Origin of the sequence: Enterobacter cloacae complex sp. 370H10, assembly GCF_050031535.1 — a bacterium.
Classification (GTDB): Bacteria; Pseudomonadota; Gammaproteobacteria; order Enterobacterales; family Enterobacteriaceae; genus Enterobacter; species Enterobacter intestinihominis.
Genome location: NZ_JBLGWG010000001.1, coordinates 3,675,903 through 3,688,225 on the forward strand (window position 1 = coordinate 3,675,903; position 12,323 = coordinate 3,688,225).

General features: G+C 56.0%; 10 protein-coding genes and 1 pseudogene. 9 read left to right on the top strand and 2 right to left on the bottom strand.

The window, feature by feature from the left end; translation table 11 throughout:
- Position 1: 1 nt before the first annotated feature.
- From nrdF to ACQG2Q_RS18115, 9 genes and pseudogenes are all read left to right on the top strand, one after another.
- A complete protein-coding gene (gene nrdF, locus ACQG2Q_RS18075; RefSeq protein WP_063849434.1) occupies positions 2 to 961 on the top strand; it encodes a class 1b ribonucleoside-diphosphate reductase subunit beta in 960 nt (319 codons plus the stop codon).
- Between the two features lie 333 nt (positions 962 to 1,294).
- Positions 1,295 to 2,497 carry a glycine betaine/L-proline ABC transporter ATP-binding protein ProV gene (gene proV, locus ACQG2Q_RS18080; protein ID WP_022649131.1) on the top strand — a complete coding sequence of 401 codons (1,203 nt, stop codon included), beginning with the start codon at positions 1,295 to 1,297 and terminating at the stop codon, positions 2,495 to 2,497.
- Positions 2,490 to 3,554, top strand: a complete 1,065-nt coding sequence (proW, locus tag ACQG2Q_RS18085) for a glycine betaine/L-proline ABC transporter permease ProW (protein ID WP_063150981.1) — start codon at positions 2,490 to 2,492, stop codon at positions 3,552 to 3,554. The genes proV and proW overlap by 8 nt, the downstream gene beginning before the upstream one ends.
- Before the next feature lie 9 nt (positions 3,555 to 3,563).
- Entirely contained in the window at positions 3,564 to 4,559 is a 996-nt protein-coding gene (gene proX, locus ACQG2Q_RS18090) for a glycine betaine/L-proline ABC transporter substrate-binding protein ProX (RefSeq protein ID WP_017382774.1), read from the top strand.
- 203 nt (positions 4,560 to 4,762) lie between these two features.
- On the top strand, positions 4,763 to 5,947 hold the full coding sequence (locus tag ACQG2Q_RS18095) for an MFS transporter (RefSeq protein ID WP_017692795.1): 1,185 nt from the start codon (positions 4,763 to 4,765) through the stop codon (positions 5,945 to 5,947).
- Positions 5,948 to 6,261: 314 nt separating this feature from the next.
- Entirely contained in the window at positions 6,262 to 6,792 is a 531-nt protein-coding gene (gene emrR, locus ACQG2Q_RS18100) for a multidrug efflux transporter EmrAB transcriptional repressor EmrR (protein WP_017694792.1), read from the top strand.
- 128 nt (positions 6,793 to 6,920) lie between these two features.
- Entirely contained in the window at positions 6,921 to 8,093 is a 1,173-nt protein-coding gene (gene emrA, locus ACQG2Q_RS18105) for a multidrug efflux MFS transporter periplasmic adaptor subunit EmrA (protein WP_022649133.1), read from the top strand.
- A 16-nt stretch (positions 8,094 to 8,109) separates the two neighbouring features.
- Positions 8,110 to 9,657, top strand: coding sequence for a multidrug efflux MFS transporter permease subunit EmrB (emrB, locus tag ACQG2Q_RS18110; protein WP_022649134.1), 1,548 nt, complete (start codon positions 8,110 to 8,112; stop codon positions 9,655 to 9,657).
- Between the two features lie 227 nt (positions 9,658 to 9,884).
- Positions 9,885 to 10,028: pseudogene (locus tag ACQG2Q_RS18115) on the top strand (hypothetical protein); the annotation flags it as partial.
- Positions 10,029 to 10,089: 61 nt separating this feature from the next.
- On the opposite strand, the gene luxS reads toward ACQG2Q_RS18115, so the two are convergent.
- Together luxS and gshA are read right to left on the bottom strand one after the other, a co-directional pair.
- Entirely contained in the window at positions 10,090 to 10,605 is a 516-nt protein-coding gene (luxS, locus tag ACQG2Q_RS18120; protein ID WP_003862180.1) for an S-ribosylhomocysteine lyase, read from the bottom strand.
- Between the two features lie 152 nt (positions 10,606 to 10,757).
- The gene (gshA, locus tag ACQG2Q_RS18125) at positions 10,758 to 12,302 is read right to left on the bottom strand and encodes a glutamate--cysteine ligase (RefSeq protein WP_022649137.1); all 1,545 of its coding nucleotides are present in this window, start codon (positions 12,300 to 12,302) and stop codon (positions 10,758 to 10,760) included.
- Positions 12,303 to 12,323: the final 21 nt, after the last annotated feature.

The window sequence follows — 12,323 nt, forward strand, 5'->3', positions numbered from 1 at the left end:
GATGAAACTGTCACGCGTAAGTGCCGTTAACTGGAACAAAATTCAGGATGATAAAGACCTGGAGGTCTGGAACCGCCTGACCAGCAACTTCTGGCTGCCGGAAAAGGTGCCGCTCTCCAACGATATTCCGGCCTGGCAAACCCTGAACCATGCCGAGCAGCAGCTGACAATCCGCGTCTTTACCGGCCTGACGCTGCTGGACACCATTCAGAATACCGTGGGTGCGCCCGCGCTGATGAGTGATGCGCTGACCCCGCACGAAGAGGCGGTAATGTCGAATATCAGCTTTATGGAGGCGGTCCATGCCCGCTCTTACAGCTCGATTTTCTCCACCCTGTGCCAGACCAGAGACGTGGACGCGGCCTACGCCTGGAGCGAAGAGAGCGCGTCATTGCAGCGCAAGGCAGATCTGGTGCTGGAATATTACCGGGCCGACGAGCCGCTGAAGAAGAAGATCGCCAGCGTGTTCCTGGAATCTTTTCTCTTCTATTCCGGCTTCTGGCTGCCCATGTACTGGTCGAGCCGGGGCAAGCTCACCAATACCGCCGATTTGATTCGCCTCATCATCCGCGATGAAGCGGTACACGGGTATTACATCGGCTATAAGTACCAGAAAGGACTGGAGAAAGTCACCCCGGAAAAACGCGAGGAACTCAAAGGTTTTGCCCTCGATTTACTGATGGATCTGTATGACAACGAGCTGAGCTATACCGAGGAGCTGTACGCCGGAACGGGCTGGGAAGAGGACGTAAAAGCCTTCCTCTGCTACAACGCCAACAAGGCGCTGATGAACCTGGGCTACGAAGCGTTATTCCCACCGGAAATGGCGGAAGTGAACCCGGCGATCCTCGCGGCGCTGTCGCCCAACGCCGATGAAAACCACGACTTCTTTTCCGGGTCCGGCTCGTCGTACGTGATGGGTAAAGCGGTGGAGACGCAAGACGAGGACTGGGATTTTTAATGAATGAATTAACGTTCATTAATTAACTCTACATTTCATTATTTTCAGCCGAATATTCCACTACGTACTACACTGTAATTTCTCCTTCATATTCGCCTGAATCACACCGATTCAGGCGAAATTCTCCCATGCAGTAGCAAAAAATTGAGAAAAATTCATAGCACCCTCAGCCCTTTATTCATGGGAAATTCAGCCGTTTCGCTTGCGGTAAAATTCCGACCTCAGGCAGGTCCAGGGTTGTCTCAGATTCTGAGTATGTTAGGGTAATGCCAGTTAACTATTTACCATGGTAATCATATCGACATAAACAAATAACAGGACACTCTCTATTGCATGGCAATTAAATTAGAAGTGAAAAATCTTTATAAAGTATTTGGCGAGCACCCGCAGCGTGCTTTCAAATATATTGAGAAAGGCCTTTCGAAAGAGCAAATTCTGGAAAAAACCGGGCTGTCGCTTGGCGTTAAAGACGCCAGTCTGGCCATTGAAGAAGGCGAGATTTTTGTCATCATGGGATTATCCGGTTCGGGTAAATCCACTATGGTTCGCCTTCTCAATCGCCTGATTGAACCCACCCGCGGACAGGTGCTGATTGACGGCGTTGATATCGCCAGAATATCAGACGCGGAACTCCGCGAGGTGCGCAGAAAGAAAATTGCGATGGTGTTTCAGTCATTTGCACTGATGCCGCACATGACGGTACTCGATAATACCGCCTTTGGCATGGAGTTAGCCGGCACGCCCGCTCAGGAACGTCAGGAAAAAGCCCTTGATGCACTGCGTCAGGTCGGGCTGGAAAATTATGCTCATGCGTATCCGGATGAGCTCTCCGGCGGTATGCGTCAGCGCGTGGGATTAGCGCGCGCATTAGCGATTAATCCGGATATTTTATTAATGGACGAAGCCTTCTCGGCGCTCGATCCCTTAATTCGCACCGAGATGCAGGATGAGCTGGTAAAATTACAGGCCAAACATCAGCGCACCATTGTTTTTATTTCTCACGATCTGGATGAAGCCATGCGTATTGGCGACCGTATCGCCATTATGCAAAATGGTGAAGTGGTGCAGGTCGGCACACCGGATGAAATTCTCAATAATCCGGCGAATGATTATGTGCGCACCTTCTTCCGCGGCGTGGATATTAGCCACGTATTCAGTGCGAAAGATATTGCCCGTCGAACACCAAACGGCATTATTCGAAAAACGCCAGGTTTTGGTCCGCGCTCCGCGCTGAAGCTGTTGCAGGACGAAGACCGTGAATACGGTTATCTGGTTGAACGCGGCAATAAATTTGTCGGCGTTGTCTCCATCGACTCCCTGAAAACCGCCCTGAGCGAAAACCAGGGAATCGATGCGGCGTTGATTGACGCTCCGCTTGCCGTGGACGCCGAAACGCCGCTCAGCGAGTTGCTCTCTCACGTGGGTCAGGCGCCGTGCGCCGTGCCGGTTGTCGGTGAAGAACAACAGTACGTTGGCATCATCTCAAAACGGATGCTGCTACAGGCTTTAGATCGCGAGGGGACAAACAATGGCTGATCAATCAAACCCATGGGGCACCACTGAAGCAGCGGACAGCGCGGCGCAATCTGCCGATGCGTGGGGGTCGACGCCTGCGCCTGCCGATGGCGGCGGCGCGGCAGACTGGCTCAACAGCGCACCGGCGCCTGCCCCAGAGCATTTCAATATTATGGATCCGTTCCACAAGACGCTGATCCCGCTGGATAGCTGGGTAACGGAGGGGATCGACTGGGTCGTTACCCACTTCCGTCCGGTGTTCCAGGGGATCCGTATCCCGGTGGATTACATCCTGAACGGCTTCCAGCAGCTGATGCTGGGCATGCCCGCGCCGGTGGCGATTATCCTGTTCTCGCTGATCGCATGGCAGTTCGGCAGCGTGGGTATGGGGATCGCCACGCTGATCTCCCTGGTTGCCATCGGCGCGATTGGCGCGTGGTCTCAGGCGATGATCACCCTGGCGCTGGTGCTGACCGCCCTGCTGTTCTGCGTGGCGATCGGCCTGCCGATGGGGATCTGGCTGGCGCGCAGCCCGCGGGCCGCAAAAATTATCCGCCCGCTGCTGGATGCAATGCAGACCACGCCAGCGTTCGTTTACCTGGTGCCTATCGTGATGCTGTTCGGCATCGGTAACGTACCGGGGGTGGTCGTGACCATTATCTTCGCCCTGCCGCCGATTATTCGCCTGACCATTCTGGGCATTAACCAGGTGCCTGCGGATCTGATAGAGGCATCACGCTCGTTTGGCGCCAGCCCGCGTCAGATGCTGTTTAAGGTTCAGCTTCCGCTGGCGATGCCGACCATTATGGCAGGTGTTAACCAGACGCTGATGCTGGCGCTGTCGATGGTGGTGATCGCCTCAATGATTGCCGTTGGCGGGTTAGGTCAGATGGTACTGCGCGGCATTGGCCGTCTCGATATGGGGCTGGCGACCGTCGGCGGCGTCGGGATTGTGATCCTCGCCATCATTCTTGACCGCCTGACCCAGGCTGTCGGTCGTGATTCACGCAGTCGCGGCAACCGTCGCTGGTATACCACCGGCCCTGTCGGGTTACTCACCCGCCCATTCACAAAATAAGGAACAACGATGCGACATAACGTACTTTTTGCCACAGCGTTTGCGACCCTTGTCTCCACCAGCGCAGTTGCCGCTGACCTGCCGGGCAAAGGCATTACTGTGCAGCCGGTGCAGAGCACCATTTCGGAAGAGTCCTTCCAGACCCAGATTGTCAGCCGTGCGCTGGAGAAACTGGGCTATACGGTGAATACCGCCAGTGAAGTGGATTACAACGTGGGCTATACCTCTATTGCCTCCGGCGATGCCACCTTTACCGCTGTGAACTGGCAGCCGCTGCACGACGATATGTATGCCGCCGCAGGCGGTGACAAGAAATTCTACCGCGAAGGCACCTTTGTGACCGGCGCTGCGCAGGGATATTTGATCGACAAGAAAACCGCCGATAAGTATCACATCACCAATATTGAACAGCTGAAAGATCCCAAGATCGCCAAACTCTTTGATACCAACGGTGACGGCAAAGCCGACATGATGGGCTGCTCGCCGGGCTGGGGCTGTGAAGCGGTGATTAACCACCAGAACAAAGCCTTCGATCTGGCGAAGACCGTCGACGTGAGCCACGGCAATTACTCTGCGATGATGGCCGATACCATCGCCCGCTTTAAAGAAGGCAAGCCGGTGATCTACTACACCTGGACGCCGTACTGGGTGAGCGACGTGCTGAAGCCGGGCAAAGACGTGGTGTGGTTGCAGGTGCCCTTCTCCTCCCTGCCGGGCGAGCAGAAAGATATCGACACCAAACTGCCAAACGGCATGAACTATGGCTTCCCGGTGAATACCATGCATATCGTGGCAAACAAAGCCTGGGCCGAGAAAAACCCGGCGGCGGCGAAGCTGTTCTCGGTAATGAAACTGCCGCTGGCAGACATTAACGCCCAGAACGCGATGATGCACGCGGGTAAATCATCCGAAGCTGATATCAAAGGCCACGTGGATGGCTGGATCAAAGCCCACCAGCAGCAGTTCGATGGCTGGGTGAAAGAGGCGCTTGAGGCGCAGAAGTAAAAATACTACCCCTCACCCTGCCCTCTCCCCAAAGGGGAGAGGGTGTATAAAATCCCCTCTCCCCTTTGGGGATAGGGTGAGGGGATCAAACCGCACCCAACCTAAACCGCACAATCCACCACGTAACAATCCCCCAACATTCACAATCATTGGTTATTATGTTTCCGGAAAAATAATCACTTAACTTACGATTCCTGAAACAAATGACAAAAACAACTCAAGGGCTTAGCCCCGCACTCATCCTTTTAATGTCTGTGGCAACGGGACTGGCCGTCGCCAGCAACTATTACGCGCAACCTCTGCTTGATACTATCGCGCGTGCTTTCGATCTTTCAGCCAGCTCCGCCGGCTTTATCGTCACCGCTGCGCAGCTCGGCTATGCGGCCGGGCTGCTGTTCCTGGTGCCATTAGGCGATATGTTTGAGCGCCGGATGCTTATCGTCTCCATGACGCTGCTGGCCGCAGGCGGGATGTTGATCACCGCCAGCAGCCAGTCGTTAACGATGATGATTATCGGTACCGCGCTGACGGGGCTGTTCTCGGTGGTGGCACAAATTCTGGTTCCCCTCGCGGCGACGTTGGCTTCCCCGGAAAAACGCGGCAAAGTGGTTGGCACTATTATGAGCGGCCTGCTGCTGGGCATCCTGCTGGCGCGAACCGTTGCCGGGCTGCTGGCGAGCCTCGGCGGCTGGCGCACCGTTTACTGGGTGGCAAGCGTACTGATGGTTATCATGGCGCTGGCCCTGTGGCGCGGCCTGCCAAAGGTGAAGCAGGAGAATCACCTGAACTATCCGCAGCTCCTCGCCTCCGTTTTCAGCCTCTTCACCCGGGATAAACTCCTGCGCACACGCGCCGTTCTGGGGTGTCTCACCTTCGCCAACTTCAGCATCTTATGGACGTCGATGGCGTTTCTGCTCGCCGCGCCGCCGTTTAACTACTCAGAAGGCGTGATTGGCCTGTTCGGGCTGGCAGGCGCGGCTGGCGCACTGGGCGCGCGCCCGGCGGGTGGCCTGGCCGACAAAGGTAAATCTCATATGACCACCTCCGCAGGGCTGGTTTTACTCCTGCTCTCATGGGCGGCTATCTGGTACGGACACGTCTCAGTGCTGGCGCTAATTGTCGGTATTCTGGTACTCGACCTCACCGTGCAGGGCGTACATATCACCAACCAGACCGTGATTTACCGCGTGAAACCAGACGCCCGTAACCGTCTGACGGCCGGGTACATGACCAGCTACTTTATCGGCGGCGCGGCGGGCTCGCTAATCTCAGCCTCCGCCTGGCAGCATGCGGGCTGGACGGGCGTGTGCGCAATCGGCGCCATCGTGGCGGCGATAAATCTGCTGGTATGGTGGCGCGGCTATCACCGCCAGGAAGCAATTCACTAAGTTTTACATTGCTTTGGGCCCCCTGGGGTGTAAAGGGGGCCTGCATCTGTTAAGGTAACGGTAATCATTTATCCCAGAAATTTTACTGTGGGTGACATATTTACTACCGGCATGAATAGTTCAGACCCCAGTCCTCACATCCCCTCTTTCGCGGGTACACACCCCACACTTTCTGTGCTCACCGGGTCACGGATTTACCCGGCGCTTTCTGATGGTGACATACGTTTGGCGGATATAACCGCACAAATAATTCATTTACATTATTTGTCACTATCGTTACTATATCGGCTGTAATTAATGAGGTTATGCCCAAAATGGATAGTTCGTTTACGCCCATTGAACAAATGCTTAAGTTCCGCGCCAGTCGTCATGAGGACTTCCCGTATCAGGAGATCCTGCTGACCCGCCTGTGCATGCACATGCAGGGTAAGCTGCTGGAAAATCGTAACAAGATGCTGAAAGCGCAAGGGATTAACGAGACGTTGTTTATGGCGTTGATTACGCTTGAGTCTCAGGAAAACCACAGCATTCAGCCGTCTGAACTGAGCTGCGCGCTGGGTTCATCCCGTACCAATGCAACCCGTATTGCTGATGAGCTGGAGAAGCGCGGCTGGATCGAGCGCCGTGAGAGCGATAACGATCGCCGCTGCCTGCATCTGCAACTGACCGAGAAAGGTCACGAATTCCTGCGCGAAGTGTTGCCACCGCAGCATAACTGCCTGCACCAGCTTTGGTCTGCCCTCAGCACCGCCGAGCGCGACCAGCTTGAGCACATTACTCGCAAGCTGCTCACCCGTCTGGACCAGATGGATGAAGATGGCGTCATTCTTGAGGCGCTGCGCTAACGCGACGATCCGCTCAACATTCCAGATTGCAAAAGAAAAACTGACAGGCCAGCACGTGAAACTGCTGGCCTTTCTGACAACAGGTCGGCTCAGCCGATGTGAAAATAAAAAGATCGTGGAGAACAACAATGAGCGCAAATGCGGAGAACACCCCCCCGCAGCAACCGGTCAACAAGAAGGGCAAACGTAAGAGCGCCCTTATTCTGCTGACCTTGCTCTTTATTATTATTGCCGTGGCATATGGGATCTATTGGTTTTTAGTCTTGCGTCATGTTGAAGAGACAGACGATGCATACGTGGCAGGGAATCAGGTTCAAATCATGGCGCAGGTGTCAGGCAGCGTGACGAAAGTCTGGGCTGACAACACCGACTTTGTGAAAAAAGGGGATGTGCTGGTCACGCTCGACCCGACCGACGCCCAACAGGCGTTTGAAAAAGCACAGACGGCGCTGGCCTCCAGCGTTCGCCAGACCCGCCAGCTGATGATCAACAGCAAACAGCTTCAGGCCAATATCGACGTGCAGAAAACGGCCCTGGCCCAGGCGCAGAGCGACCTCAAGCGTCGTGTTCCTCTCGGCACCGCCAACCTGATTGGCCGTGAAGAGTTGCAGCACGCCCGCGATGCGGTGGCGAGCGCACAGGCGCAGCTGGACGTGGCGATCCAACAGTACAACGCCAACCAGGCGATGGTGCTGGGCACCTCTCTGGAAAACCAGCCAGCGGTGAAACAGGCGGCGACCGAAGTGCGTAACGCATGGCTTGCCCTGCAACGTACCAAAATCGTCAGCCCGATGACCGGTTACGTTTCCCGTCGTTCCGTGCAGCCGGGTGCGCAAATTAGCACCACCACGCCGCTGATGGCGGTCGTTCCGGCGAACAACCTGTGGGTGGACGCGAACTTCAAAGAGACCCAGCTGGCGCATATGCGTATCGGCCAGACCGCAACCGTGGTCAGCGATATCTACGGTGATGACGTGAAGTACACCGGTAAAGTGGTCGGTCTGGACATGGGGACCGGCAGCGCGTTCAGCCTGCTGCCTGCACAGAACGCCACCGGCAACTGGATCAAAGTGGTACAGCGCTTGCCTGTGCGTATCGAGCTGGATCCTAAGCAGCTGGCAGACCATCCGCTGCGAATTGGCCTTTCCACGCTGGTGACGGTCGATACCGCCAACCGCGACGGTCAGATCCTCGCAAGCCAGGTGCGCAGCACGCCAGCTTATGAAAGTAACGCCCGTGAAATTAGCCTCGATCCGGTCAATAAGCTGATCGATGACATCGTGAAGGCAAACGCCGGTTAAGCCGAAGGTGAGCGTTATGCAACAGCAAAAGCCGCAAAAACCGCTTGAGGGGGCGCAGCTGGTCATTATGACCATTGCGCTGTCGCTGGCGACATTCATGCAGGTGCTGGACTCCACCATCGCAAACGTGGCGATCCCTACGATCGCCGGGAACCTTGGCTCATCGCTGAGCCAGGGGACCTGGGTCATTACCTCATTCGGGGTGGCGAACGCCATCTCTATTCCCATCACCGGCTGGCTGGCGAAGCGCGTCGGTGAAGTGAAGCTGTTCCTCTGGTCGACGATCCTGTTCGTGCTGGCCTCCTGGGCCTGCGGCATGTCCAGCAGCCTGACGATGCTGATTTTCTTCCGCGTCATCCAGGGGATTGTCGCCGGGCCGTTGATTCCGCTGTCGCAGAGTTTACTGCTGAACAACTATCCGCCCGCCAAGCGCTCCATCGCGCTCGCGCTGTGGTCGATGACGGTGATTGTCGCCCCAATTTGCGGGCCAATCCTCGGCGGCTATATCAGCGATAACTATCACTGGGGCTGGATCTTCTTCATCAACGTACCCATCGGTGCGCTGGTGGTGCTGATGACGCTACAGTCTCTGCGTGGTCGCGAAACGCGGACCGAACAGCGGCGGATCGACGGCATCGGGCTGGCACTGCTGGTTGTCGGCATCGGCAGCCTGCAAATCATGCTCGACCGCGGCAAAGAGCTGGACTGGTTCGCCTCTACGGAAATCATCGTGCTGACGGTGGTCGCCGTGGTTGCCATCAGCTTCCTGATTGTCTGGGAGCTGACGGACGAAAATCCGATAGTCGACCTCTCGCTGTTTAAATCGCGAAACTTCACCATCGGCTGCCTCTGTATCAGCCTCGCCTATATGCTCTACTTCGGCGCGATTGTTCTGCTGCCGCAGCTGTTGCAGGAGGTGTACGGCTATACCGCAACCTGGGCGGGGCTGGCCTCCGCGCCGGTGGGGTTAATTCCGGTTCTGCTGTCGCCGATTATTGGCCGTTTCGCCCATAAGCTCGACATGCGCAGGCTGGTGACGTTCAGCTTCATCATGTACGCCGTGTGCTTCTACTGGCGCGCGTATACGTTTGAACCGGGAATGGACTTTGGCGCCTCCGCGTGGCCGCAGTTTATTCAGGGCTTTGCTGTGGCGTGCTTCTTTATGCCACTGACCACCATTACGCTTTCCGGCTTGCCGCCTGAGCGGATGGCGGCGGCATCGAGCCTGTCGAACTTCACCCGTACGCTGGCGGGCTCCATCGGGACATCGATCACCACCACGCTGTGGACCAACCGGGAAGCGATGCACCACGCCCAGTTGACCGAAGCGGTGAACCCGTTCAACCCTAACGCTCAGCAGATGTATAGCCAGCTTGAGGGGATGGGGATGACGGAGCAGCAGGCGTCCGGCTGGCTTGCCCAGCAGATCACCAACCAGGGGCTGATTATCTCGGCAAACGAGATTTTCTGGATATCGGCGGGGATCTTCATCGTCCTGCTGGGGCTGGTGTGGTTTGCCAAACCACCGTTTGGTGCCGGTAGCGGGGGCGGTGGAGCGCACTAGCCCTGTGCACGGGTTGCCCGGTGGCGCTACGCTTACCGGGCCTACGAACGTAGGCCCGGTAAGCGTAGCGCCATCCGGCAAAACACCGCACCGTGTCCAAAACGCGACAGCGATTGTCAGTTCCGATAAAGCAGCGCGCCTGAAATTGATTCACGAGAGTGAAAAGACAACAGGAGCGTACCATGCTGAACACACCCGCGCCACGCGCTGGCTCTCGACAGACTTACGTCGAAGTGAGCACGCCGAACGTCTATCTCGACCAGATCGAATATTTCTGCCACCACTTCAGCTGCCGCAGCGACGTCTGTATCAGCGTGCATCCGCAAAACGATCGCGATACCGGCGTCGCCAGCGCGGAGCTGGCCGTGGTTGTCGTCATCAGTATTGTAGGCCCGGTCAGCGAAGCGCCACCGGGCATCCACAGGCACAATACTAAATGTGCAGTTCCTGAAGTTTTTCTTTTGGCAGGGCCAGCTCGTCGTTGCTGTTTACACGAACATCACGTTCGATGATATGGCGGGCAATCTCCTGAGCTTCTTCCAGAGAGTGCATCTGGTAAGTGCCGCACTGGTAAACGTTCAGCTCTGGGATCTGGTTCTGCTCTTTCACCTTCAGCACGTCTTCCATGGCCGCTTTCCACGCATCCGCGACGCGTTTCTCTTCAGGCTGACCAATCAGGCTCATGTAGAAACCGGTGCGGCAGCCCATCGGAGAGATATCGATGATCTCCACGCCGTTGCCGTTCAGGTGGTCGCGCATGAATCCGGCGAAAAGGTGTTCCAGCGTGTGAATGCCTTTCTCTGGCATCACTTCTTTATTCGGCACGCAGAAGCGCAGGTCGAAAACGGTGATCGTGTCGCCGTGCGGCGTGTTCATGGTCTTCGCCACGCGGACTGCTGGTGCTTCCATACGGGTATGGTCGACAGTAAAGCTATCTAATAACGGCATACGTCACCTCCGATAGTGATTTTTTTTAAAATAAACTGAACTCTTCTACAGAATGCGCGTCTGAGTATATGAAAGACGCGCATTTGTTATCATCATCCCTGAATTCAGAGATGTATATTTTGGCCACAGCGATGTGGCCTTTTTCTTTTGGTTCAGGCCTGCTTCGCCAGAAACGCCTCAAACGACTCCGTATCCGCCGCTTCGACCTCTTTCTGACGCACAACGGACGCATCGCGCTCTGCCACAAAATCCGCTTCGCTCAGGATCTCTAACGGCTCCTGCATCAGCATCTCACGGTACTCCGCTGAGAGTGAACGCCCTGTGCCACCAATTCCCTGTTCAATCATAGAACGCAGAATACGTGCTGAGAATGTCAGTTCCGGGTTATCGAAGCTTTCAACCAGTTCGTCGCAGACCTTCTGGTAAGCTTCGCCGCCGTACACGCTATCCAGCGTCTGGGCTACGCGCTTCAGGTCATGGAACAGATCCTTCCCTACCTTAGACAGTGGGAACTGGGCCGTTTCACAGCCAATACCTAACGTCAGACCCGGCTTGCGCCCTTCCAGAATCACGCGATTCCAGTTGGCACGAGTACACAGCAGTTCGTCGGAACTCATTTCCGGCGCATCCGCCAGTACGCACCAGACCATAAACAGGTCAAGGAAGCGAACCTGCTGCTCGTCAACGCCAATCGGTGAGAACGGGTTGATATCCAGCGAGCGCACTTCAATGTATTCGATCCCGCCGCGCTGTAGCGCATCAGACGGCGTTTCACCGCTGCGCGTCACGCGCTTCGGACGAATCGGCGCATACAGTTCATTTTCAATCTGCAATACGTTGGTGTTAATTTGCAGGCGCTTGCCGTCTTTTTCGAGGCCGATTTTTTCGTACTCTTCCGACGGGGTTTTTATCGCCCGCTTCAGGCCTGCCACATATTCGTGCAGATCGTTAAACGTAATTCCGAGATTGCTTTGCGACTTATTGGTATAGCCAAGGTCGCTCAGGCGCAGCGAGGTCGCGTACGGCAGATAGTACATGCCACACTCGGTCTTCTCGAACGGCAGCGTGGTCGGTTTCCCTTGCAGGAACGATGAACAAATGGCCGGGGACGCGCCGAACAGATACGGAATAACCCAGCCAAAACGGTAGTAGTTGCGGATCAGGCGGAAGTAGCCCGCGGAGATCGCTTCTTTATCCGTTTCACCGCACTTCGCCTGCCAGAACGCCATCGGCAGAGAGAAATTGTAGTGCACGCCAGAGATCGTCTGCATCAGTGCGCCGTAGCGGTTTTTCAGTCCTTCGCGATACAGCGTTTTCAGCCGTCCAATATTCGAGGTGCCGTACTGAGCCAGCTCGATATCCTGCCCCTGCTCGATATAGCACGGCATGCTGAGCGGCCACATACGCTCGTCGCCGAGGTTGCGGGCGGTGAAGCGATGCACGTCGCGCATGATCGTCAGCATATGATCAATATCACCGTCTACTGGCGTAATGAACTCCAGCAGCGCTTCGGCGAAATCGGTTGTGATCCATTTATGTGTCAGCGCCGAGCCTAACGCCTTCGGGTGTCCCGTAGTCGCTAAGCTACCATCCGCATTTACGCGCAGCGTTTCGCGCTCAAGCCCACGCTGAATCCCCTTCAGTGCCTGAGGGTGATTTTCCAGCCAGGCCAGCGCCTGTGATACGTCCGGGATCAATTTGACCTCCCGCCTGTCAAA

Bases quoted from the DNA above. Each gene is read 5' to 3' on its own strand.
- nrdF (WP_063849434.1), top strand. From the start codon at position 2: ATGAAACTGTCACGCGTAAGTGCCGTTAACTGGAACAAAATTCAGGAT.
- emrA (WP_022649133.1), top strand. From the start codon at position 6,921: ATGAGCGCAAATGCGGAGAACACCCCCCCGCAGCAACCGGTCAACAAG.
- proV (WP_022649131.1), top strand. From the start codon at position 1,295: ATGGCAATTAAATTAGAAGTGAAAAATCTTTATAAAGTATTTGGCGAG.
- luxS (WP_003862180.1), bottom strand. From the start codon at position 10,605: ATGCCGTTATTAGATAGCTTTACTGTCGACCATACCCGTATGGAAGCA.
- proX (WP_017382774.1), top strand. From the start codon at position 3,564: ATGCGACATAACGTACTTTTTGCCACAGCGTTTGCGACCCTTGTCTCC.
- emrR (WP_017694792.1), top strand. From the start codon at position 6,262: ATGGATAGTTCGTTTACGCCCATTGAACAAATGCTTAAGTTCCGCGCC.
- ACQG2Q_RS18095 (WP_017692795.1), top strand. From the start codon at position 4,763: ATGACAAAAACAACTCAAGGGCTTAGCCCCGCACTCATCCTTTTAATG.
- emrB (WP_022649134.1), top strand. From the start codon at position 8,110: ATGCAACAGCAAAAGCCGCAAAAACCGCTTGAGGGGGCGCAGCTGGTC.
- proW (WP_063150981.1), top strand. From the start codon at position 2,490: ATGGCTGATCAATCAAACCCATGGGGCACCACTGAAGCAGCGGACAGC.